The organism is Rhodococcus sp. RS1C4, assembly GCF_002258225.1.
Classification (GTDB): domain Bacteria; phylum Actinomycetota; class Actinomycetes; order Mycobacteriales; family Mycobacteriaceae; genus Rhodococcoides; species Rhodococcoides fascians_E.
In genome coordinates this window covers 234,923-258,187 of sequence record NZ_NOXZ01000031.1, presented here as the reverse complement: position 1 = coordinate 258,187, position 23,265 = coordinate 234,923, and the positions used below count along the sequence as shown (strand labels likewise).

At 64.1% G+C, this 23,265-nt stretch carries 25 protein-coding genes; 11 read left to right on the top strand and 14 right to left on the bottom strand.

Annotation, left to right across the window (positions count from 1 at the left end; all coding sequences use genetic code 11):
* Positions 1–21 precede the first annotated feature (21 nt).
* On the top strand, positions 22–1,428 hold the full coding sequence (locus tag CH289_RS16395; RefSeq protein WP_094728173.1) for an MFS transporter: 1,407 nt from the start codon (positions 22–24) through the stop codon (positions 1,426–1,428).
* Here CH289_RS16395 and CH289_RS16390 read toward each other — a convergent pair.
* The gene (locus tag CH289_RS16390; RefSeq protein WP_033188085.1) at positions 1,398–1,910 is read right to left on the bottom strand and encodes a mycothiol transferase; all 513 of its coding nucleotides are present in this window, start codon (positions 1,908–1,910) and stop codon (positions 1,398–1,400) included. The two genes, CH289_RS16395 and CH289_RS16390, sit on opposite strands and share 31 nt — an antisense overlap.
* Before the next feature lie 33 nt (positions 1,911–1,943).
* Here CH289_RS16390 and CH289_RS16385 point away from each other — a divergent pair, with 33 nt between their 5' ends.
* Positions 1,944–3,008, top strand: a complete 1,065-nt coding sequence (locus CH289_RS16385) for an NADPH:quinone reductase (protein WP_094728185.1) — start codon at positions 1,944–1,946, stop codon at positions 3,006–3,008.
* A gap of 60 nt (positions 3,009–3,068) precedes the next feature.
* Here CH289_RS16385 and CH289_RS16380 read toward each other — a convergent pair whose 3' ends face one another.
* From CH289_RS16380 to CH289_RS16345, 8 genes are read right to left on the bottom strand one after another with little or no spacing between them, the layout of a single operon-like run.
* Positions 3,069–3,698 (bottom strand): TenA family protein, encoded by a 630-nt coding sequence (locus tag CH289_RS16380; protein WP_019665301.1) that lies wholly within the window; start codon positions 3,696–3,698, stop codon positions 3,069–3,071.
* The gene (locus CH289_RS16375; RefSeq protein ID WP_094728172.1) at positions 3,695–4,447 is read right to left on the bottom strand and encodes a glutamine amidotransferase; all 753 of its coding nucleotides are present in this window, start codon (positions 4,445–4,447) and stop codon (positions 3,695–3,697) included. The genes CH289_RS16380 and CH289_RS16375 overlap by 4 nt, the downstream gene beginning before the upstream one ends.
* Positions 4,448–4,456: 9 nt before the next feature.
* Positions 4,457–5,518: a phosphotriesterase family protein gene (locus CH289_RS16370; protein WP_231383916.1), complete on the bottom strand. Its 1,062-nt coding sequence runs from the start codon at positions 5,516–5,518 to the stop codon at positions 4,457–4,459.
* The gene (locus CH289_RS16365) at positions 5,482–6,516 is read right to left on the bottom strand and encodes an ABC transporter permease (RefSeq protein WP_019665304.1); all 1,035 of its coding nucleotides are present in this window, start codon (positions 6,514–6,516) and stop codon (positions 5,482–5,484) included. The genes CH289_RS16370 and CH289_RS16365 overlap by 37 nt, the downstream gene beginning before the upstream one ends.
* Positions 6,513–7,298, bottom strand: a complete 786-nt coding sequence (locus CH289_RS16360) for an ATP-binding cassette domain-containing protein (protein WP_019665305.1) — start codon at positions 7,296–7,298, stop codon at positions 6,513–6,515. The genes CH289_RS16365 and CH289_RS16360 overlap by 4 nt, the downstream gene beginning before the upstream one ends.
* A gap of 3 nt (positions 7,299–7,301) precedes the next feature.
* Complete coding sequence (locus tag CH289_RS16355; protein ID WP_019665306.1) at positions 7,302–8,315, bottom strand: substrate-binding domain-containing protein; 1,014 nt, start codon at positions 8,313–8,315, stop codon at positions 7,302–7,304.
* Positions 8,316–9,212, bottom strand: coding sequence for a carbohydrate kinase family protein (locus CH289_RS16350; protein ID WP_020113074.1), 897 nt, complete (start codon positions 9,210–9,212; stop codon positions 8,316–8,318).
* A 4-nt stretch (positions 9,213–9,216) separates the two neighbouring features.
* The gene (locus CH289_RS16345) at positions 9,217–10,059 is read right to left on the bottom strand and encodes a BtpA/SgcQ family protein (RefSeq protein ID WP_020113075.1); all 843 of its coding nucleotides are present in this window, start codon (positions 10,057–10,059) and stop codon (positions 9,217–9,219) included.
* A 214-nt stretch (positions 10,060–10,273) separates the two neighbouring features.
* Here CH289_RS16345 and CH289_RS16340 point away from each other — a divergent pair, with 214 nt between their 5' ends.
* On the top strand, positions 10,274–11,299 hold the full coding sequence (locus CH289_RS16340; RefSeq protein WP_020113076.1) for a LacI family DNA-binding transcriptional regulator: 1,026 nt from the start codon (positions 10,274–10,276) through the stop codon (positions 11,297–11,299).
* Here the strand turns inward: CH289_RS16340 and CH289_RS16335 are convergent.
* Both CH289_RS16335 and CH289_RS16330 read right to left on the bottom strand, forming a co-directional pair.
* Complete coding sequence (locus CH289_RS16335; protein WP_020113077.1) at positions 11,260–12,342, bottom strand: M20 family metallopeptidase; 1,083 nt, start codon at positions 12,340–12,342, stop codon at positions 11,260–11,262. The genes CH289_RS16340 and CH289_RS16335 overlap by 40 nt on opposite strands.
* 75 nt (positions 12,343–12,417) lie before the next feature.
* Complete coding sequence (locus CH289_RS16330) at positions 12,418–12,897, bottom strand: phosphoribosyltransferase (protein WP_019665311.1); 480 nt, start codon at positions 12,895–12,897, stop codon at positions 12,418–12,420.
* Between the two features lie 85 nt (positions 12,898–12,982).
* Between CH289_RS16330 and CH289_RS16325 the strand changes: the two genes are divergently transcribed.
* From CH289_RS16325 to CH289_RS16315, 3 genes are all read left to right on the top strand, one after another.
* Positions 12,983–13,615, top strand: coding sequence for a class I SAM-dependent methyltransferase (locus CH289_RS16325; protein ID WP_019665312.1), 633 nt, complete (start codon positions 12,983–12,985; stop codon positions 13,613–13,615).
* A gap of 10 nt (positions 13,616–13,625) precedes the next feature.
* Positions 13,626–13,985 carry a VanZ family protein gene (locus tag CH289_RS16320; RefSeq protein ID WP_020113078.1) on the top strand — a complete coding sequence of 120 codons (360 nt, stop codon included), beginning with the start codon at positions 13,626–13,628 and terminating at the stop codon, positions 13,983–13,985.
* A 229-nt stretch (positions 13,986–14,214) separates the two neighbouring features.
* Positions 14,215–15,645: a stealth family protein gene (locus tag CH289_RS16315; protein ID WP_019665314.1), complete on the top strand. Its 1,431-nt coding sequence runs from the start codon at positions 14,215–14,217 to the stop codon at positions 15,643–15,645.
* A gap of 1 nt (position 15,646) precedes the next feature.
* On the opposite strand, the gene CH289_RS16310 is transcribed toward CH289_RS16315, so the two are convergent.
* The gene (locus CH289_RS16310) at positions 15,647–16,552 is read right to left on the bottom strand and encodes a phosphodiesterase (RefSeq protein WP_019665315.1); all 906 of its coding nucleotides are present in this window, start codon (positions 16,550–16,552) and stop codon (positions 15,647–15,649) included.
* A 190-nt stretch (positions 16,553–16,742) separates the two neighbouring features.
* Between CH289_RS16310 and CH289_RS16305 the strand changes: the two genes are divergently transcribed.
* Complete coding sequence (locus CH289_RS16305; protein ID WP_094728171.1) at positions 16,743–17,537, top strand: alpha/beta fold hydrolase; 795 nt, start codon at positions 16,743–16,745, stop codon at positions 17,535–17,537.
* A 53-nt stretch (positions 17,538–17,590) separates the two neighbouring features.
* Here the strand turns inward: CH289_RS16305 and CH289_RS16300 are convergent, their stop codons facing one another.
* Positions 17,591–18,688: an acyl-CoA dehydrogenase family protein gene (locus CH289_RS16300; protein ID WP_019665317.1), complete on the bottom strand. Its 1,098-nt coding sequence runs from the start codon at positions 18,686–18,688 to the stop codon at positions 17,591–17,593.
* A 10-nt stretch (positions 18,689–18,698) separates the two neighbouring features.
* On the bottom strand, positions 18,699–19,874 hold the full coding sequence (locus tag CH289_RS16295; protein ID WP_094728170.1) for an acyl-CoA dehydrogenase family protein: 1,176 nt from the start codon (positions 19,872–19,874) through the stop codon (positions 18,699–18,701).
* A 77-nt stretch (positions 19,875–19,951) separates the two neighbouring features.
* On the opposite strand from CH289_RS16295, the gene CH289_RS16290 reads away from it, so the two are divergent.
* Genes CH289_RS16290 through CH289_RS16275 form a run of 4 tightly spaced genes read left to right on the top strand, consistent with a single transcriptional unit; the run spans position 19,952 to position 23,239 of the window.
* Positions 19,952–20,518, top strand: a complete 567-nt coding sequence (locus CH289_RS16290) for a histidine phosphatase family protein (protein WP_033188082.1) — start codon at positions 19,952–19,954, stop codon at positions 20,516–20,518.
* 1 nt (position 20,519) lies between these two features.
* Positions 20,520–21,002, top strand: coding sequence for a RidA family protein (locus tag CH289_RS16285; RefSeq protein WP_020113080.1), 483 nt, complete (start codon positions 20,520–20,522; stop codon positions 21,000–21,002).
* 9 nt (positions 21,003–21,011) lie between these two features.
* On the top strand, positions 21,012–22,496 hold the full coding sequence (locus CH289_RS16280; protein WP_094728169.1) for an ABC transporter permease subunit: 1,485 nt from the start codon (positions 21,012–21,014) through the stop codon (positions 22,494–22,496).
* Entirely contained in the window at positions 22,493–23,239 is a 747-nt protein-coding gene (locus CH289_RS16275) for an amino acid ABC transporter ATP-binding protein (RefSeq protein WP_019665322.1), read from the top strand. Before CH289_RS16280 ends, CH289_RS16275 begins: the two co-directional genes overlap by 4 nt.
* The last annotated feature ends 26 nt before the right edge of the window (positions 23,240–23,265 follow it).

The window sequence follows — 23,265 nt, the reverse complement described above, 5'->3', positions numbered from 1 at the left end:
ATCAGGTAATCCTAATTAATTATGAGAGACCGTATATTTAGTCCGGGTCTGATTCTGACCTCGGCTGCCCTCGCCCAGTTCCTTGTCGCCTTCGACATGTCCGTCATGAACGTCGCGCTTCCCGACATCCAGTCCTCGCTCGGATTCAGCGACGCCGACCTGTCCTGGGTCGTCAACGCCTACGCCCTCGCATTCGGCGGGCTGCTGCTGCTCGGCGGGCGACTGTGCGACGTCGTCGGCACCCGCGCGGTGCTACTCGCCGGATTCACCGTCTTCGGAGTGGTGAGCGTGCTCGGCGCGCTGGCCACCCAGCCCTGGATGCTCGTTGCCGCACGTGCCGTACAGGGCCTCGGCGCAGCACTGATCGCCCCCGCAGGCCTGGCCGCGTTGAGTTCGGCGTTCCCGACCGGCAAGCAACGCGCCAAGGCCTTCGGAATCGGCGCCATGGCATCCGCCGGAGGCGGCGCCATCGGCGTGGTTCTCAGCGGACTGCTGACCGACGCCGTCGACTGGCGGCTCGTGATGTTCTCGGCAGTGCCGTTCGCCGTCATCGCAGGCATCGCCGCCTACATCGGGATGCCGCACCACACCGACGAGCGCGTGGGCAGCCTGGACGTTCCAGGTGCCGTACTGGCCACCGGAGCCATAGTGCTGTTGGCCTACACCGTGATTCAGACCGAGTCGCGCGGATGGACGGACGCGTACGTGCTTCTCGGGTTCGGCGCGAGCGTCCTGCTTCTCGTCGCTTTCGTCCTCGCGGAGACGCGCGCCACCGAGCCCCTCGTCCGCTTCGCCACCCTGCGTCGACCACGCATCGCCATGGCGAACATCATCATGTGCGTCCTGTGCGCAGCACAGTTCAGTGGCTTCTACTTCGTATCTCTGTACCTACAACGCGGACTCGGCTACTCCCCTACCCGCACCGGCATCGCGTTCCTACCGTTCTGCGTCGGCCTCGTGTTCGCGATCGTCGTCTCCACCGCACTGCTCAGCCGCATCGGCGCCAAGCCGCTCCTGGCCGTCGGCACCGCCCTGGCATCCGCCGGACTGTTCTGGTTCTCGCTGATGGACGTCGAGGGCAATTTCGTTGCGACACTGCTCGGTCCATCCATCCTGTTGAGCGTCGGCGTCGGACTCAGCTTCATGCCACTGTCCAACATCGCGACCGCCGACCTACCGCCCGACGAGGTCGGAATGGCGTCCGGACTGCTCAGCACGTCGCGTCAGATCGGTGGATCCATCGGTCTCGCCGTGCTGGTGTCGGTCGCAGCCGGAGCGACAACCAGCTCCCAGCCCGCCGACCTCGTACACGGATACAGCCTCGCCCTGCTCGCCTGCGCAGGACTACTCGCCGTCGGATTCGTCCTGTCCCTCGGATTTCCGAAACCTGCTGTCGATCACGCTCTTTCCGCGAGCCCCCGAACGTAGGCAGCCTGGCCTGCGTGCTGAAGATCGTCGGAGACGACCGAAACGAGGCGAACACCGAGGGTCACCGGCGGATCCCAATTGTCGTCGACCACCCGATCCAGATCTTCGGCACCCAGAGACTGCACGTAAGCAACAGTTTTCGCGTGGACGGCGTCGTGGTAATCGCGCAGCAGATCAGCACTGCTCGCCACCGCTGCGACGTCGTCGGACGACTGCCCGTAACCGATCGTATCGTCGTCGAACGGCAGCGCGAACCGGTCACTCCAGCCATCGGCGGTCCACACCTGCTCGGAACCCGCCACCCCGGCGATGTGATCGTCCTGCACACGCGTCAGATGCCAGATCAACCACGCAACCGTGTTGGCCTCGGAGTCGGCGCGGAACGTCAGGGCCTGCTCCGGGATGTCGTCGAGGGTATCGTGCACGACACCCTTGACACGTTCGAAAGCGTCCACCAGTACTTCGGCGTGATTCACGAGCATCCTTTCGTCGGCACATCTCATGCATACCCCACGATGAATTCTGTCACCGGAATTTCCATCACCCGTGCGCCCGTTGCACCGAGCATGAAGGCAATCAGGTACACCCGGACCGGCGACTCATCCGTACTCACCCTCGAGGACCGCGACATCCCTGAACCAGGACCAGGCGAAGTGCGCGTCAAGGTCGCCGTCTCCGGCGTCAACCCCACCGACTGGAAGAACCGAAGCGGCGCGACCGGCGAACTCGCCTTCGACGAGGTCTCCCCCAACCAGGATGGCGCAGGCACCGTCGACGCCACCGGACCGGGAGTGGAAGGCCTCGCCAACGGCGACCGCGTCTGGCTCTATCTTTCCCAGTACCAACGCCCCTCCGGCACCGCCCAGGAGTACACCGTCGTGTCCGCCGACCACGTCGTCCGGTTACCCGAGAACGTCTCCTTCGACGTCGGCGCATCCCTCGGCGTACCCGCGATGACCGCTCACCGCGCCCTGACGGTCTCCGAGGACGGACCGACACGACTGCACCCCTCCGCCCTCGACGGCAAGACGGTCCTCGTGGCCGGTGGCGCCGGAGCCGTCGGGCACGCGGCGATCCAGCTGGCCCGATGGGCAGGAGCAACCGTCGTGACCACCGTCAGCGGACCCGAGAAGGCCGCCCTCGCGACAGCCGCGGGAGCCCACCACGTCGTCAACTACAAGATCGGCGACGCCGCCTCCGAAATCCGCGCGATCGCACCGAAAGGAGTGGACCTGATCGTCGAGGTCGCGCCCGCGCAGAACGCGGAGTTGAACGCCGCCGTCGCCGCGAACCGCGCATCGATCGCGATATACGCCAACAACGGCGGCGACAGCTTCACCCTCGACATTCGGCCGAACATGGTGACCAACGCCCGCTACCAGTTCGTGCTGCTCTACACCGTCGGTGCCTACGCGCTGAAAGCCGCCGAAGAAGACGTCACAGCCGCTGCTGCAGCCGGCGTCCTCGAGGTGGGTGAGGACGCGGGCCTACCTCTGCACCGCTTCTCCCTGGCAGACACCGCAGCTGCCCACGATGCCGTGGAAAACGGCACCGTCGGAAAGGTGCTGATAGACCTCTGACCCTATGTGAGTGGAAATATAGGACAGGGCCTACATTTCCACTCACCAGGGGGGACGCTCTCAGCCGCCTGCTGCCTGGTGGAACGAATCCTCGGCGGACAACATGCCCGAGAACCAGGTGTCGAGAGTGTCGTCCGTGATGTTCTCCGGAATGGCGTCGACCTCGACCGCCAGGGCCTCCACCTGACCAACGAAGGCCGGTTCGGTATGCATTGCGATCCAGTGGGCAAGTGCGGGTTCACGGGTAACGTCGACAGCCATCGCCTCACGGCACCACGAGAGATACAGGGTCTCGGCGGCGAACATCCCCACCAGCGCCGCCGTGCGACCGTGCTCGCGCGCCAGCCCCAGGGCATACGTCGTCAGCGCGGACGAACGCATCACCAGTGCCCCGACATCACCGTCGTACGGGAACTCGCTGCGCAAGTCGGCAAAGTACCGACGCTGCTCACCCACGAGATTCGATAGCGACACAACGTGATCGAAGGCGTCGTCGAGCGATTCGGACTCCGAGACGACCAACCCTAAAATCTGGACCGCTGTCAAAACGAATGCTTCCTCGATGACCAGATACTTGCGGAAGCCGGCATCCGACAAGCTGCCGTCGATCGATCGAACGATGAACTCGACGCACCTCGATTGTGCGAGGTTGTCCCTCTGCCGATCGACCAGATCGACGGATCGACTCATTCCCCTGCCACCCACGTGATCAAGCCGTCGAACAGGTCGGTGTATCCCGCCCACTGTTCGCAGAACTCCGGAGGCGCCCAATGCGGCGAGCAATCCGAGGTGAAGACGACGGAGCGTCCGGAACCGTACTCGCCCGCCACGACGAGCGGATCTCCGTCGATGGTCGCAGGCACCGAGGTACCGTCCTTCGCCACCACCCGGTTGTATCCCAGCAACACCGGCCACTGACGTCCGCTACCCCCGAGCGCCGGGTGCGACGAATCCACAACATCGGGGGTCATCCCACTGGGGGTCTCGACGCGATCGTCCTCCGGCAACATCGTCACCGGCAATGCGTCCGCGAGAGCGGTCTGACGGAAAGCTCCGCGTGCTTGGAATCCCGAGAACGAGAGGTACCCACCGATCATCATCAGGGCACCACCGTCGAATACCCAATCACGAAGTGCGACAAGACGGTCTTCACCAGCCTGAAACCTGTCGAACACCCCGGGCGCAAGCTGGATCGAGTTCGCTCCGATGTCCGACAGTACGACGACGTCGTACTCGGACAGGGCCTCACGCGTGCCGGGGAACCGAGTCGGAACAAGGTGTGCAGGCATGTGCACGACGTCGTGCCCACGGGAGACCAACGCATCCTTCAATGGACCAACGCCCTCGACGTAGGAATGGACAGTGAACTCGTCGACGCCCTTGACGTGGGTGGACGTGGTCATCCAGCTTTCGCCTGCGATCAGAACTTTCTTACCCATGTAGCTTCTCTATCCTTTTCCGGCCTGCTCGAAGAGCGACCTCGGGTTGTCTCGCATGAGCGAGGACACCTGCAATGGGTCCATTCCGCCGCGCACGAGCCGTGCGGCGAAAGAGACAGGTACGTAGGACAATCCGTTTCCGCCGTGCTTGCGCAGCATCGACTTCAGAAACAAGTCGTGACTGAGCAGCAGCTGGCCTCCGTAGCCACCACCTACGAGGCCGGCGACGGCAAGGGCAGTCTCCGCCGGGTGTGGCGACTGCCCCTCACCCGGGAATTCGAACGGCATGCCGATCATGTCGAACTCGAGAAAGACACCACGGTCGGCCAGGGAACACTGATAATCGGGATCGGATCCCGACGGATCCATATGACACAGCACCACGGAATGCGGCGCCACGCCCATCTCGTCGACGACGATGTCTATCACATTGTGGCCGAACCGCTTCCAGCCTGGCAGATGAACGAACAGAGGCACATTCACCTCTCGTTGCGCCACACATGCGGCCCGGAGGGACTTGGCTTCGGCGGGTGTGAACGCCGGCGACACCCCGATCTCCCCGATGACTCCCGGTCTCGGGCCCCCACCCGCACCGAACTCGTCGATCAGCGTTGCAGCGAGCATGTCGACGCCGAGCTTCTCGACCTCGGGTGGGTGCGTCGCCTCCAGGTACCACCCGGAGCCCATGACGACACGGACTCCTGACGTATGCGAGAACTCCGCGAGAATGTCCGGTCGACGGCCGATTCCAGGGGGCGTCAGATCGATGACCGTCGTGCCCCCGTGCTCGGCGAAGACGCGTAGTTCGTCGAGCACGGCGGCGGCGTCGTCCACACCACAGTTGTCGAGGCTGTGATATGGGTTGTCGTGCAACAACCATGCATCCGCGGCACGGACCGGTCCCGCCAGAACACGTGCGACGACCGGATCCTCGGATTCCGAGTAGGCCACCGATGCGTCGTTGTGAAGGTGTTCGTGCGGCAGGACCAACCCCAACTCGGACGAGTCGATCGGACCGGTGACGGTGGAGACGATCATGTTCGGCCCGGCGCGCTCTGCAAGTGCTTCCACAGTTGCGCAAGCGAGTGGCCGCGCATGTTGATCCAGATCGCAGCCAACAGAACGATTCCGGTGATGATCGGCGTCAGGAACGGACTGACTCCGAGCAGCGTGAGTCCGTTGGCGATGATGCCCGTCAGCACCGCACCGATCACCGTGCCGATCACCGTGCCTCGGCCACCGAACAGGTTGGTACCTCCGAGCACGACAGCGGTGATGACGGTCAACTCGAAACCGTTGGCGGAGTTCGCCGACCCCGAGCCGAGACGGGCAGCGATCAGCAGACCAGCGATTCCTGCCGCGAGGCCGGTGAACACCAAGGTCATCATCAGGACGCGGCGGGTGTTGACTCCGGATCGGCGTACCGACTCGACATTGGAACCGATTCCGGTGACGTAGCGTCCGAATCGAGTTCTGTTCAGAGCTATCGCACCGATGATCACAACGACCAATGCGATCCACGCACTTGCCGAGAACCCGAGCCACGACGCGGTGCCCAATTTCGCAAAGGATGTCTGCGGCGGGATCGGTACCGAGAACCCCTCGGTGCGGTAGAGCGCGATACCGCGGATGATCGACAGCGTCGCCAGGGTGACGATGAACGGCGGAATACCTTGGTAGGCCGCGAGCCACCCGTTGACGAGCCCCCACGCCGCGCCCATCAACGGGGCAGCGACGAACACGACGGAGGAGTCGACGCCCGCTTGGATCAACTCGGCGCTCATCGCCGCCACGAACGCGACCGTTGCGCCGACCGACAGATCGATCTGCCCCGTAGTGATCACGAATGTCATCGCGACCGCAATGATCAGAACCGGTGCGATCTGAGTCGCAAGGTTCGAGATGTTGGTGAAGGTCAAGAACGACGAGGTGGTCACCGAGAACACCAGCGCCACAGCGACCGTCACAGCCAACATCGCCACAGTCGGCTTGTTCGTCGCCTGCCAGAACGTGGGGCGAGCCGCAAGTTTCCGTACCGACGGCTGTGCATTCTTGTCGAGTGTGATCATGACGCAACTCCAGGTGTGGCCGCTGTACGAGCCGGGACGGGCGTGCGGGTGATCAGTCCGACGAGCGATTCGATGTTCAGATCCTCGATCGGTACGTCGTCGACGCTCTCGCCCTCGTACATGACAGTGATGCGGTCGCAGACCCGGAACAGGTCCTGCAGTCGGTGAGTCACGAGAATGACGCCTACTCCCTGGGCAGCGACGTCGGTGATCAGTTTCAGAACGGACTCGACCTCGGCGACGGCGAGGGCCGCGGTCGGTTCATCGAGAATCAGGACGTCCGGCTTGAACGACACCGCTCGTGCGATGGCGACAGTCTGGCGTTGACCGCCGGAGAGTTGCCCGATTTCCTGGTAGGTCGACTTCACCTTGACGTGCAGGTCCGCGAGAATCTGCGCCGCTTTCTCGTGCATTCCGTGCCGATCGAGGAACGGCCCTTTCCTGGGTTCGCGACCGAGGAAGAGGTTGCTCGCGACATCCAGCGTGTCGCACAGCGCCAAATCCTGGTAGACGATCCCGATCTTCTTCTGTTGCGCATCGAGTGGCGTCGAGAACCGCACGGGCTCGCCGTTGACGCGCATGTCGCCGCCATCGTGTTGGACGGCGCCGGCAAGGATTTTCATGAGCGTCGACTTGCCGGCGCCGTTGTCTCCGACGACCCCGAGCACTTCACCCTCGCCGAGCCGAAGATCGACTCCGCGAAGGGATTTGACCGGACCGTACGATTTGGTGATTCCGGAGAGCTCGATGAGAGGAGCCGCGTCGGTATTCGGAGATCCCATCACTTACTTCTCCAGGTAGTAGAGGTAGTCGTCGACGTTGTCCGGGGTGACGATCTGAGTCGGGACCGGGATGTCGGCGGGTGCGGTTCGACCGCAACCGAGGTCGATCGCGGCGTTCATCGACTCGTATCCGAAATCGAACGTGTTCTGCTGCACGACGCCCTTCAGCCAGCCTGCGTTCAGCGCGCTGACAGCCTGATCCGAGAGGTCCCATCCGACGGCCTGGACTCGGTCCTGGGCGCTTTGGCTGTTCACTGCTGCGACGAGTCCGATCAGCGCCGGTTCGCCGGTTGCGTAGACGTACTCCATGTCGGGGTTACCCGTCAGCAGGTTCTCCGCGGCGGTCTGGGCGTTTTCCTGGATGTTTCGACCGTCGACCACCGTGCCTACCGTCATTCCCGACGCGGACACGGTGTCGGTGAAGCCTTTCTGGCGCTCGAGCTGGATGGTGCTGTTGAGCGCGCCGACGATGCCGACCGTGCCGGTACCACCGGACAGCTCGGTCAACGTCTCACCGATCTGAATGCCGCCCTGCTCGTTCGCGGTGCCGACCTGCGTCGAGACGCCCGGGTCGTCGACCACTGCGTCGACGGCGACCACCGGAATGCCTGCGGCGGCTGCTTTGGAGATCGACGGTTTGATTCCGTCGGTGTCGATGGCTGCCACGATGATTGCGTCGACGTTCGATGCAATCAGGTTGTCGAACGCGTTGGCCTGTGTGACGGAGTCGTCGTTGCCGCTGATGATCTGCAGATCGACGCCCGCGTCGTCGGCGACTTTCTGTGCTGCGCTGTTGATCTGGTTGAAAAACAGCGCCTGCAGGTTGATCGTGACCAGGCCTACCTTGAGCGTCCCGGTTTTGCCTTCGCACGTCTCGGCGACCCGCGACGGGCCAGGAATGGCGGATGCCGCCGCGTCACCGCCCGAGGCGGAATCGCTGGGCGCGGCCGAGTCGCATCCCGCGAGGGTCAGCGCGACGACGGCACCGATGGCGAGGGGAAGAGCGCGTTTCATCATTTAGATCTCCTGAAGATCGAGGGTAGTGAGCGATTCGGTGAATCGGGTCAGTTCGGTGAGACTCGGGCATCCGCGTGGGCCTGCGGTCGCGCACGCCATCGCAGCGGATGCACCGGCAAGGCGAGCAGCCTCCAGTGGTGTTCTCCCTGCGTCGACGAAGGCGATGTACGTCCCGCAGAAGCAGTCGCCTGCGCCGACGGCGTCGATGACCTCCACCGTCACTGCGGGCTCGTGCGTGGTGTCGCCGTCTTCGGTGACGAGCGTCCATCCGCGCTCGCCGTCGGTGACGACGAGTGTGGTGCCGTGCTCTGCGGTCAGCGTCGACCAGTGTTCGGATTCGATGCCGAATACTTCTTCCCAGAGGGGTCGTCCGACGATGACGTGATCGGCGAGAGCAAAGGCTCGCAGAGCTGCGGCCCTGTCCTCGCATCCATCGAGATCGATTGCCAGGCTCACGTTCTCGGGAAGCCGATCGGGCAGGATGGCTGCGCGGTAACCGTCGACGAACAATCGCCCGCCGCCCGCATTCTCCATTCTGCCCAGCAGTTCGCCGATGCGCGTTCCGTCGTTGGGATCGTCCTGGCTGATGATCGAACGGTCCCCGCCGTCGGCGATGAGCACGACCGCAGTGGAGAGAAACGCATCACGCGGTGACCAGCTGGTGTCGACGCCGTCGAGTTCGAGATGCGCGAGGAACTCGGCAGATCGAGTGTCCGGGCCCACAGCACCGGCGAAGGCCACCTGTGCCCCCATCCGCGCAGCGGAGACGGCTGCATTGGCGTTCATACCGCCGTCGATCATCGAGATGGACGTGGCTTGTACGCGTTCGCCGAGAACCGGTACGTGCGGAACATGGACCGTGACATCGTTGTTGGCGTAGCCGAAGAATACGATCATTGCGTCATTTACCTGCTGCGCGCGACACTGCGCGCACCTTCTCGGCCGCGACGCGCCCCCACCAACGACTGTTCTCCTTCACCGACGACGCGATGATCGCTCCGTCGCATTCCTTCATCAGCGATGCAACGTTGCCGGCCGTGATGCCCGAGCCGATGATGACCGGAAGAACGGTGTTGCTCTTGATGACGGACACTTCGTCCACCGACGCTGCGTCTCCGGTGCGAGATCCGGTGGCGATCAACACGTCGGCATCGAAGAACTCGGCGTCCTCCGTCTGCTCGGCAATGGTGCGGTCAGCGACGATCGCGTGCGCACCGTGCTTGACGTGAACGTCGGCGAAGATGCGGATGGGGTCGGCGCCGATCCGGTGACGGAAGCGCGTGGTCTTCGCGGCCTGGCCTTCGATGAATCCTTCGTTCGCGACGTACGCATTGGCCCACTGATTGACGCGTACGAAACTGGCGCCCGCTGCCCACGCGGCAGCGACTCCGCACTCACCCGCATTGGACAGGATGCTGACTCCCACCCGCTTGCCGAAATCGGCGACGACGGCTGCGGTGACCACACCCATGCTTGCAGCCGTCTCGTAGCCGTGCTCGCCGGGCTTGAGGAACGGTATGTCCCAATGGTTCTCGACAATGACACCGTCGAACCCGTTGTCGATGTAGGCGTGCGCTTCCTCGACCGCGAATGCAGCAATCTCGGCAACGGGCTGTCCCGTGTAGTGGGGGCTACCCGGCAACGCAGGCAGGTGGATCGCTCCGATGAGCGAGGGATTGCCGTCGAACATCTCGGCCAGCGCCGACGGCTTGGCCGGGAACACTCCCAGCGGTGAAGCGGTCACGAAATACTCCTAGAGTCCAGAGAACAGGCGACCCGAAGACCTCGGGATGTAATCGATTGCCTTGCGTACATGCACCGTATGCGATGTCCACCGGGTTGTGTCAAGGAATTCGCGAGTCGTTTATGTAAACGATTACCTCTATTGTGTTACTTCGACACCAAGCACCCGGTCGGTTCGATAATCTCGGGGCTCACCGAAGAGTTGTAGGAGAAGAATGCGCAAGGCGACCATCCGCGATGTAGCCGATCGCGCAGGAGTGTCGACCGCGACGGTGTCGCGCGCTCTCTCCGGCTCGCGACCGGTCTCGGACGAGTTGGCGAAGACGATCCGCCAGGCGGCCGACGATCTCGGCTACTCGGGCAACATCATCGCAAGTTCGCTACGAAGAAGCCGGACCGACACCGTCGGGATGGTCGTCCCCAGCATCGCGAACCCGTTCTTCACGTCGCTGGTGGTCAACGTCGAGCACGTTCTCTCGCAGCGAGGTCTGCAGCTGTTCCTGTGCGACTCGCGCTCCGACCCCGACGTCGAGGCGAAACGGTTACGCAGTCTCGTGTCTCGGCAGGTCGACGGCATCATCATCAGCCCGTGCCACGGAGAACGGTCAGCCAGAGCAGTGCGCACCAGCGCCCGTTCGTTACCCGTAGTACAACTCGACCGCTTCGCCCTCGATACGCACACCGACTGGGTCGGCGTCGACGACGACGCCGCACAGTCCCTGGTGATGGAGCATCTTTCCTCACACGGGGTTCGTAGCGCTGCGTTCATCAGCTCGGAGTTGACCAATTCTTCGACCGAACTCAGGCGGGCTGGATTTTTCCGGCATGCCAAGCGGGTCGGGATCGAGACCAGGGACGAATGGACCTTGCTGGGCGACTACTCGATCGAATGGGGACGCGAATCGTCTCGAAAGATGTTGAACGAGAACGTCAAGCCCGACGCAGTGGTGTGCGCCGACGATCTCATCGCGCTCGGTGTGCTGCAGTCGTGCCAGAGCCTTGGCCTATCGGTTCCCGGCGATGTGCTTGTCACCGGATTCGACGACATTCCGTTCTCGGCACTGAGCAATCCGCCGCTCACCACAATTCGTCAACCTCAGGAACGGATCGCGGTCGAGGCCGCGCGGTTGTTGGACCAAGCCATGAATTCCGACAACGCCGGCACCGCCCACATCGCGTTGAAGCCGGAGCTGATCGTTCGTCAGTCGACCGTGGGCCAGGCACGGACGGCGGACGTGTAGGCCTCGATCGCTCCGTCCACTTCCGCGAGGGATGCGCTTTCGTTCGCGGCGTGCATCAACGCCGGCGTTCCGGGACCCCAGACGACGATCGGGGCTCCCGGCGCGGCTTCGGCCAGAATCGACGCGTCCGTGAAGTAGGTGACCGGCGTGCCCGCGATCGTCGAGGACATGTCTCGAACCCACGGCGCGTCGGGCGACGTCACTACTCCAGGGAGATCGATCCGCGCCGAGACCGAGTCGACCTCCGGCTGACTTCGCCACCACGACACAAGTTCCGAGCCGTTACCCACAGTGCGATGGTCGACGACCACATGCGCGGCGTCCGGGACGATGTTGGGCGCTGATCCGCCGTCGATCGTGCCGACGTTGAAGGTCTCCTCCCCCAAGAACGCATCGGATCCAAGCGGGAGCTCGGTCCGCGCGCGCGAGAGAACGTCGACCAACTTCATGATCGCACTCTCACCCTTCGACGGCGTACTCCCATGCGCCGCAATACCTTTGGTGCCGATGTCGAGCCAGAGCGCCCCTCGATGGCCGAGGTGAACGACATTCGCCGTCGCCTCGGGTACTACGACGGCGCCGACGGTGCACTCGGCAACGGCATGCCGCGACGCCCTCGCCCCCAGCGATCCGATCTCCTCGTCGCTCGTCAGCAACAACGCGATCGGGGTGCCTCGCTGCAGTGCATCGATCACCGCGGCAGTTGCTGCAACAAGACCCGCCTTCATGTCCGAGGCCCCCCTGCCGAGCATCAGACCGCTCTCGATCGATGCGGCGAAGGGGTCGAACTCCCAGTTGCATGGATCGCCCGCAGGAACCGTGTCGACGTGGCACGCGAACATCAAGCGCGGCGTACCCGGCGGGGCCTCGTTGGTGATCAGGATCCATGGATGCGGTCCGTCGGGGTCGCCTTCGACTGTTGTCGCGACTCCCGCGGACCGGATCACCGACACGATCACCTCCATCGAGAGGCGTTGCGGCGCCGGGTCACCCGAGACGGTTCGCTGTGTCACCAGTTCCGAGAGCAATCCGCTGGAATCCATGACCCGAGTATGCCCTGAGGTTGCGCGTCCATGCCCGATGTGAGTGGAAATGTTTGCTGGGGCAAACATTTCCACTCACGTGGGGGTGATGACGGGCAAAGTACTCCACGGAAAATTGATCCACAGCTCCGTCTCGCGCCAGGAGAAATCCGGTGCGATGATCGACTGCGGCTTGGTATAGATGACCGCCGACTTCACCTCGTCCGTGTGTTTCTTCAGCAGCTCGACGACGAGTGCGAGTGTGCGACCGGAATCCGCGACGTCGTCGACCACGAGCAACCGCTTGCCGACGATGGCGTCGGTGTCGAGCAGCGGCTCCAGAACCACCGGATCCGGCAGCGTCTCCTCGACGTCGGAGTAGAACTCCACGTTCAGCGTGCCCGCAGCCTTGATTCCCATCGCGTACGCGATGGCGCCTGCAGGGATCAAACCGCCGCGAGCGATCGCAATCACGATTTCGGGCTCGAACCCGCTGTCCACAATCGACCGCGTCAGCTCACGAGATGCGGTTCCGAACGTCTCCCAGGTCAGGACTTCGCGTCCTCCGTCTGTCATGCACGAAGCGTAGGCCGATCGACAAAGTCTTGCCGAAACAGCAAACAGTGTTGCGAATCGGTAAGAAGCCTTGCATCCTGGACCCATGCACACACATGACGAGCCCGTGTTCGATCAGGCCTTCTGGGACAATCTCTACACCGAGCAGGCGCAGCGCTGGAGCGGGAACGCCAACCCAGTCCTGATCACCGAGGCCTCCGAGCTCATCCCGGGAACTGCGCTCGACATCGGCAGTGGCGAGGGCGGCGACGCACGCTGGCTGGCCGACAACGGGTGGACGACGACCGGCGCCGACATCTCGGCGGTTGCCATCGAGCGCGCCCGAGAGACACAAGGCGACCGCACCATCACGTGGCTGCACCGCGATTTGCTGACGTGGGAGCCCGAGGAACGGTACGACCTCGTCACTGCGCACTTCTTCCAACTGCCTCCCCATCAGGTCGGCCCCGCGTTCCAGCGTTTCGGTACCGCGGTGGCCCCCGGCGGGCACCTGCTGATCGTCGGGCACAGCCCCAACGACCACCTCGCGTCGCACCACCAGCACGCGCAGATGCTGTTCGACGTCGACACCATCACTGCCCTCTTCGACGAGGACCAGTGGACGACGGTCGTCGCCGAGGACCGCGCCCGTCCCGGAATCGACCCGGACGGCACACCCGCCGAGCGCACCGACACGGTGGTCCTCCTGCGTCGCTCCCAGCCGACGGAACGCACCTAGACTCGACCGAATGCCGCTGAAGTACATGCCGCTGAAGTACTACGCCCCGTTGGCCGTGTCGCTGTCGGCGGCAATGATCATCCTGTTCACACCGGCGTCCGGCGTTCCCAGTGGTTTTCAGCACAGCGACAAGATCATTCACTTCCTCCTGTTCGCGGCGCTGGCGTACTCGTCGCGATTCGCCGGTATCACCGTGCGGGTGACCCTCGCCTGGACGGTGGCGTTCGCGGCGGCGTCGGAGGTCCTCCAGGCTCTGCTTCCACTGGGGCGCAGCGGGTCGGCACTCGACGCGGTGTTCGACGTCCTCGGCGTCTGCGCAGGCCTGCTGATCGCCGTCCGCGTCCTTCCGGCCCGGTCGGCTATACACTGAGCACACTGCTCCGGGGGTCCTCGGCTCGCACGCCACCTCCGGAAGGTTCACCATCACCTCGACGTCCGCTCCGCACGATATCTACCTCGTTCCTCCCGAGCAGGACTCGGACGAACCCGTCCTCGGCGCGTCGGCCGATACGACTGCACGCCTCACCGGCCGCGCGGACATCGTTCCGTTCGGCGGTCGGTTCGCACTGAAGATCACCTCGACGACGCCTCACCAGGCGATGGTCGAGGATCTTCTGTTCGTTCGGGCCGTGCTCGACGACGCAGCGATCCCGTACCTCCTGGTGCGAGGAAACGACGAACGTCCGGTCGTCGCCATCGACGATTCGCGTCGCGCTGCTCTTCGGGACGCACTGGTGGCGGCATGCACCGCCGAGCCGTTCTACTGCAAGACCGTCGACGTCAAACGCGGCAAGGCAGTGCTCGTCGCCGACGGAGGACTCGACGACTCACCCAACGCACGAATCTTCCGGTTGTTCCGACCCCGCGCAGAACCGACGAGCGGTTTGAACTACGGCGCGTCCACCGCGGTACAGATCGAACTGTGGGACATCTCGGCGTCGGACATCGTTCTGCCCGTCGAGAACTCTCTGACCCGCCGAACGATCAAACCGGAGGAAGCGGTACGCGGCACCGTCGACCGGTTCGGCAAGACGTGGCCGACCATCGAGAACATGTTCGCCGACCACGCGTCCGACATCAATTTCGACATCGACATCGTGTTCTCCTGGGTCGACGGTTCGTCGGCGGAATTCCAGGCTCAACGCGCGAAGCGCATGCAGAACTACGTCGTCGGCGAGGGGGACGCGTCCGCCGCACGCTTCCGTCAGATCGACGAGCTGAAGTACGCCCTCCGATCGATCCACATGTATGCACCGTGGATCAGGCGAATCTTCGTCGCAACCGACTCCGACCGGCCGTCGTGGCTCGCCGACGATCCACGCGTCACGTTCGTGCCGAGCGAGACCTTCTTCGTCGACACGTCCGTACTGCCGACCCACAATTCACAGGCCGTCGAGTGCCAGCTGCACCACATCCCCGGACTGTCCGAGCACTTCCTCTACTCCAACGACGACATGTTCTTCGGTCGACCCGTCGGACCGCAGATGTTCTTCTCCCCCGGCGGCATCAGCATGTTCATCGAAGCCCCCATCCGAATCGGACTGGGCTACAACGACGCCGACCGGAGCGGATTCGAGAACGCCGCCCGCGTCAACCGTCGGCTCCTACAGGACCGATTCGGCATGACGACCACCCGCCACCTCGAACACGCAGCGACCCCGTTGCGCAAGAGCGTCATGCAGGAGATGGAGAACGAGTTTCCCGACGAGTTCGCGTCCACCGCGGCCAGCGTGTTCCGTGCGAGCACCAACATCTCGGTGACGAACTCGCTCTACCACTACTACGCCCTGATGAGCGGCCGAGCGGTGGTGCAACGCGACGCGAAGGTCACCTACATCGACACCACGGCATACGCCGGTCTCCACCGGATGGAATCGATGCTGCCCAAACGCGCAGTCGACTTCTTCTGTCTCAACGACGGCAGCTTTCCGGAGGTCGATCTCGAAGTGCGCACCCATCGCGTCACCGAGTTCCTCGACCGCTACTTCCCCATCGTCGCGCCGTGGGAAAGTTCGGCTCGGGCCGAGTGAACTAGACGTCCACTCTCGAGTGGCGGGTGCTGTCGGCAATCGTCACGCCCGCGCGGTCGAGCCGCCGTGCGACCTCGTCGGCCGAGACGTACTCGCCGACGGTGTCGTACGAGCCTATCGGCACCACCGAATGCACGACGGTGTCGTCGTAGACGTGCACCAGGTTGAACGCCTGGGCCCCGTCCCGGCCACGGATCGCGCCCGGCTCCACACTCAAGTCCTGGGTGTAACACGTCGCCGACGCCACCGACACCGGAATTCCGGCGAACGTCGCCGTCGTCGAATAATGCAGATGCCCGGCGATGATGGACCGAACATCGGTGCCGCGGACCACGTCGGCCAGCCTGTGCTGATCGACCAGTTCGACGAGCACCGCCAGATCCAGCACCGTCGGAACCGGAGGATGATGCATGGCGAGAATGGTCCCGAACTCGGCCGGGGTGGCGAGAACATCGGCGAGCCAATCCAACTGCGCGGCCGTCACTTCACCGTGATGTGCGCCGGGGACCGTCGAATCGAGGGTGATCACGCGGAGGCCGTCGATGTCGTGGACACGATCGACCGACCCCGACGCGTGCTCCTGATCGAGCAGCCGCGACCGAAACGTCGCCCGATCGTCGTGATTGCCCATCGCCCAGACGACCGTCGCACCCAAGGCGTCGGCAACGGGTTCGACGAGGCGGCGCAAGGTGTCGTACGCGCCCGGCTCCCCTCGATCGGTCAGATCCCCCGTGAAGACGAACGCGTCGGGGCGAACACCGGACGCCTCGACGTCGGCGAGAAGACGGGTCAACCTGGCAGTACTGTCCACTGCGCCGTACAGATCTCCGTCGGCAACCAGATGGGTATCGCTGACGTGCAACAAGCAGTGATTCGGGCGTGGATACTCCGCCGTCCGAGCCTTCATCGGTAACTCGCTTCCGATCGGCCGTGGTGGGCACGCTGATCGCGTGGTCCTCTTCCTCAACCCTAGCCAAGACTCCAGAGGAAAATAGCGCGGGTACGTCACACCAACATGGAACGAACATCTGCCGGGAGTCCCGGCACCGGCGCAGTGGCCTAGATTTGGGTCCACTCCCTACGAGAGGATCCCGCCCATGACGTTCACTCGATCCAAAGTCGCCGCTGCCACCGCGGCACTGGCAGCAAGCCTGCTGCTCGGCACAGGAACCGCAGCTGCGCAGGACCTGCCCACCGTCGTGCTCGTCCACGGCGCCTTCGCCGACACCTCCAGCTGGGACGGCGTCGCAGCAGACCTACGCGCTCGGGGATACGACGTCGTCGTTCCGGACAACCCGCTCCGTGGGCCCGGCTACGACTCCGCAGCCGTCGAGAAGGTCGTCCAGGGCATCGACGGGCCCGTAGTGCTCGTCGGGCATTCCTACGGCGGCTCGGTCATCACCAACGTGCACGCGTCGAACGTGGAATCCTTGGTGTACGTCGCGGCCTTCGCACCCGCCGCGGGCGAACCCGCCGCGCTGGCACTCGACCCGTTCCGTTTCGGTCTGACATCGCTGCTGCCGCCGGTGCTCGGCCTCGGCATCGTCGACGACTCGACCAACATCCTCGGCAAGAACGTGGACGGCTACATCTCGCCGAGTCTGTTCAAGCAGTACTTCGCTCCCGACGTCAGCGACGAGCAGGCGGCGAAGATGATCGCGAGCCAGAAGTCGATCGCGGCCACCGCCCTGATCGAGCCGAGCGAACCGCCGTCCTGGGCGGACACCAAGAGCTACGCACTGATCCCCCAGCAGGACCAGATCATTCCGCCGGCCTCGGAGAAGTTCATGGCCGAACGCGCAGGCGCAGAGATCACCGAGGTCCCGGGCTCGCACGCGATCCTCGTGTCCAACCCGGGTGCAGTCGTCGACCTGATCGTCGACGCGTCCTGACTCCGCTGTGCGCGGAAATGTAGGCCAGGGCCTACATTTCCGCGCACGTGGGATCAGCGAGACAGAATGCGCAGGTGCTCGTCCGCACCACCGAAGGTGTGCTCGATCGCCGTCAACCGCGACACGTAATGACCCACCGGGTACTCGGCGGTCACGCCGATACCACCGTGCAACTGGATCGCTTCCTGCCCGATCTTGCGCGACGACCGCGAGATCTGCAGCTTCGTGCGCGACGCCACCATCTGATCGACCACGTCGTCGGCCAGGTTCATCGTCGCGTACAGCGACATGCTGCGCGCCAGTTCGAGCAGCACGTACATGTCCGCGGCGCGGAACGTGAGCGCCTGGAACTTGGCGAGCGGAACGCCGAACTGCTTGCGCTGCTTCAGATAATCGGTCGTCAGACGCAGCGCTTCCTCCATCGCGCCGACAGCCTCGGCCGCCAGGGCAGCCTGCGCCTTGACCTCGGCAGCAACGATCGCAGCACTCGCGTCCGATCCGTCACCCAACGGCTCGGCCGCGACGTCGGTGAAGGACAGCTGCGCCGCCCGGCCGCCGTCGTGCGTCACGTAGCTCTTTCGCTCGAGACCCGTTGCGTCACCGTCGACCAGAAACAGTCCCGTTCCGCCGCCCGGAAGCGCCGCACTGACCACGATCACGTTCGCCGAACCGCCGTGCGGAACCGGATTCTTGACACCACTCAAGGACCAGGATCCACCGTCCTCCGTCGCAGCGACCTTCACCTCGACGTCGGGCCACCGGCTGCCGGTTTCGTTGTGCGCGAACGCAAGCAACGTCGATCCCTCCGAAACCCCCGGCAGCACACGCTTGCGCTGATCGGCAGAACCGACCGCGGAGATCAGCCCACCGGGAAGGAGGACGGCGTCGAGAATCGGCTCCGGGGCGAGCCGTCGACCCACCTCGGTCATGACGGCCATGATCTCGACCGGACCGGCATCCATGCCGCCGTCGTCCTCGCTGAAGCTCAGCCCGAGCAAACCCACCTCGGCCAATTGCTTCCACACGTCCGTCGACCACCCCGGATCAGCGGCCACGATCTTGTTGCGCTTCTCGGTGTCGTACGCGCGGGTGAGCACCTCACGCGTGGTGTCGCGGAGAAGTTTCTGCTCTTCGTTCAGTTCGAAATCCATTGCCCTACCCTCACAGTCCGAGAATCGTCGACGCGATGATCTGCCGCTGAACTTCGTTGGAGCCACCGTAGATGGAGACCTTGCGATAGTTCAGATACGTCGGAACCGAACGTTGAGCCCAGCCGGGACTCTCGATGTCGTCACCGGCCTCGTAGGGCAACGAATCCGGACCGGCGATGTCCATCAACACCTCCGTCGCGGACTGCTGCAATTCCGAACCGCGGAGCTTCAAAATCGACGACGCCGGGTTGGGCTTGCCGTCGGCGGAACTCGACACCAATCGCAGCTGAGTCAGTTCCAGTGCCAGAACCTCGTTTTCCAGCTCCGCGAACCGCGCCGCGAACAGCGGGTCCTCGAGCAACGTACCCTCGCCGACCTTCGTCGCCGCCGCGTACTCCTTCGCGCGCTCGAGCCGAACCTTGGTGTGGCCGACGCGGGCGACACCCGTCCGCTCGTTCCCCAGCAGGAACTTCGCGTAACTCCAGCCCTGGTTCTCCTCGCCCACAAGGTTTTCCGCGGGAACGCGCACGTTCTCGAAGAACACCTCGTTGACCTCGACGCTGCCGTCGATCAACTTGATCGGGCGCACCGTGATGCCCGGCGTCTGCAGATCGATCAACAGGAATGAAATACCTGCCTGCTTCTTCGGCGCATCAGGATTCGTCCGCACGAGCGCGAAAATCCAATCCGCATACTGCCCCAGCGTCGTCCACGTCTTCTGCCCGTTGACGATGTAGTCGTCTCCGTCACGCAGTGCCGTCGTCCGCAGCGACGCGAGGTCCGAACCTGCCTCCGGCTCCGAGAATCCCTGACACCACCAGATGTCCAGATTCGCGGTCTTCGGGAGGAACTTCTCCTTCTGTTCCCGCGAACCGAACGTCGCGATGACCGGCCCGACCATCGACGCGTTGAACGCGAGCGGCTCGGGAACCGATGCCAGCTGCATCTCGTCGAGCCAGATGTGATGCTGTACTGCCGTCCAATCCCTGCCACCGAACTCGCTGGGCCAGTGCGGGACCGCGAGGCCGTTGGCGTTGAGAATTCGCATCGTCGTCACCATGTCCTCACGGCTCAGCTCGATGCCCACCCGGTTCTTCTCGCGGATCTCCGCGGGAATCTCGGTGGTGAAGAACGTCCGCATCTCGTCGCGAAATGCGGCTTCCTCCTCTGTCAGGGCAAGATTCATAAGGGTGCCTCCGATATCGACCACGTATGTCCTCTTCGACCGTACTCTGCGGTAACTGCGATAATCTTCTCTTCACTATGACTTTTCTGGCACTGGTCCGGCACGGAGAAACCGACTGGAATCTTCACGGCCGTCTCCAGGGCAGTTCCGACATCCCACTCAACGACACCGGACGCGCACAGGCCCGCGAAGCCGTGTACGAACTGTCCGATCACTCGTGGGACCTGCTGGTCTCCTCACCGCTCTCGCGTGCGGCCGAGACGGCCGACATCATCGGCTCGCACCTCGGTATCTCCCGCACCGCCACCTACCCCGATCTCGCCGAACGTCACTTCGGCGCCGCGGAGGGGTTCACCGACTACGACGCGTACTCCCACTGGCCGCACGGGATGTATCCCGGCCTCGAGCCACGACGCGACATGATCGTCCGCGGAGTGCGCGCGGTCGACGAGATCGCGGCCGCGAATCCCGAGTCCTCGGTCATCGCCGTCGCGCACGGCGGAGTCATCCGCGGCATTCTCGACGCCATCCGGGGCGTCACGTCCCCACGGATCCTCAACGCGGGCGTCTCGACGCTCCTGCACGACGGATCCGGATGGACCGTCGAGACGATCAACGGTGTCCCGACGACGAGGCTGTGGTGACATGCACATCGAGAAACGCATCGAAGAACTCGGCTTCGTCCTCCCCGCCGAGGCGCAGGCACCTCCCGGATTCGAATTCTGCTTCGACTGGGCCCGGGTCCGCGGCAACCGCGTGTACGTATCCGGTCACTCACCGCAGCGTCCCGACGGCTCCCTCGCAGGCCCGTTCGGTGCGGTGCCGTCGGACATCTCCCTCGACGCGGCCACCGACGCGGCGCGAGACGCGGCTCTCGCGGTGCTGGCCAGCGTCCGTCGCGCTGTCGGCGACCTCGACCGCGTCTCGGCCTGGCTGACCGTCTCCGGGATGGTGAACGCGGACCACGGCTTCACACAGACCACCACCGTGATCAACGGTTTCTCCGACGTCGTCCTTCAGGTGTTCGGCCCGGAGATCGGGGCACATGCCCGCAGCGCGATCGGCGTGGCCGCGCTACCGATGAACAATGCCGTGGTTGTCTCGGCGGAATTGGAAATCGACGGGTAGGTTTTTCCAGTGCACCGAAAAGCGCTCGCTCTACTGGCCGCGATCGTCGCTCTGCTCGCCGTGGCCGGCTGCGGATCGTCCGGTTCGGTACTGGACAAGATCCGCGACGACGGCGTGATCGTCGTCGGCACCGAAGGGACCTACAGTCCGTTCAGCTTCCAAGGTTCCGACGGCCAACTGACCGGGTACGACATCGACGTCGTCAAAGCCGTCGCCGGCGAACTCGGGGTCGGCGTCGAATTCGTGCAGACACCGTTCGATTCGATCTTCGCCGGCCTCGAATCGCAGCGCTTCGACCTGATCGCCAACCAGGTCACCATCAACCCCGAACGGCAGAGCGCGTACGACCTGTCCAAGCCGTACACCGTCTCCGAAGGCGAGATCCTCACCGCGGCGAACAACACTTCCATCACCTCCGTCGCCGACCTCGCCGGCAAGACCACCGCGCAGTCGTCGACGAGCAACTGGGCCGAGGTGGCCGCCGATGCCGGTGCCGACGTGGAGGCCGTCGAAGGGTTCGTCCAAGCGGTCACCCTGGTGAAGGACGGCCGAGTCGACGCCACCGTGAACGACAGCCTCGCCGTCGCCGAATATCTGAAGGAAACCGGCGACACCGGCGTGAAGGTCGCCGCACAAACCGGAGACACCAGCTATCAGGCGTTCGCCGCCCGCAAGGACAGCGGACTGATGGACGACATCGACGCCGCGATCGACACCCTTCAGGCCGACGGCACACTCGCCCGGATCTCCGAGAAGTACTTCGGCTCGGCCGTCGCTGCACCCACCGCGGACACCCAGGCTCCGACGTCCGACGGCGCTGCGAGCGAACAACAGTCGAAGTTCGACCTGATCCTCGACAACCTCTGGCCGATGCTGAAGGCCACCGTCACCATGACGATTCCGCTCACCGCCATCAGTTTCGTCGTCGGACTCGTCATCGCCCTCGGCGTCGCGCTGGCGCGGATCTCGTCCACCACAGCGCTCTCGTCGGCCGCCCGGTTCTACGTCTCGATCATTCGCGGCACTCCCCTGCTGCTGCAGCTGTTCATCGTCTTCTACGCGCTGCCTCAGTTCGGCGTCGTGATCGATCCGTTCCCTGCCGCGGTGATCGCCTTCTCCCTCAACGTCGGCGGATACGCCGCGGAAGTCATCCGAGCCGCCATCCTCAGCGTGCCCAAGGGCCAGTGGGAAGCGTCGCAGACCATCGGTATGGGCTACCGGACCACGCTGCAGCGCATCGTCCTTCCCCAAGCCCTGCGTACCGCGGTCCCTCCGCTGTCGAACACACTGATCTCGCTGGTGAAGGACACTTCGCTGGCGTCGACGATCCTCGTGACCGAACTTCTGCGCGTCGCCCAGCTCGCCGCCGCACCCACCTTCGACTTCTTCGCGCTCTACAGCGTCGCCGCCCTCTACTACTGGGTGATCTGCATGATTCTCTCGTTCTTCCAAGGCAAACTCGAAGTCCGACTCGACAGGTACGTGGCCAAATGACAGATCTTCTCGAAGTCAAGTCTCTGCGAAAGTCGTTCGGCCCGATCGACGTCCTCAGCGACGTCTCCTTCACGGTGCCGTCGGGCACGGTCACCGTCATCATCGGCCCGTCGGGATCGGGCAAGACCACGGTTCTGCGATCTCTGAACGCTCTCGATCCCGCCGATGCAGGCATCGTCCGCATCGGCGACGTGACCGTGGACTTCGGCGCGAACCCCTCCGCCGCAGCTCTGCGCGCATATCGCGCCCAGAGCGGAATGGTGTTTCAGCAGCACAACCTGTTCCCGCACAAGACCGTGTTGCAGAACATCACCGAAGGCCCGGTCATCGTGCAGAAGCGCCCCCGCGCGGACGCCGAAGCCGACGCACACCGCCTGCTCGACCAGGTCGGCCTCGACGCCAAGGCCGATCAGTACCCGTTCCAGCTCTCCGGCGGCCAACAGCAACGCGTCGGCATCGCACGGGCATTGGCGCTGAAACCGAAACTGATGCTGTTCGACGAACCGACGTCGGCACTCGATCCCGAACTCGTCGGCGAAGTCCTCGCCGTCATCAAACAACTCGCGTCCGAGGGCTGGACGATGGTCATAGTGACCCACGAGATCCGGTTCGCCGAGCAGGTCGCCGACGAGGTGCTGTTCATCGAAGGCGGCGTCGTGGTCGAACGCGGAACTCCCGCCGACGTACTGAAGAACCCCGCCGAGGCCCGAACGAGGCAGTTCCTCAGCCGTCTGCTCCTGTGAGCGGAAATGTAGGCATTGGCCTACAT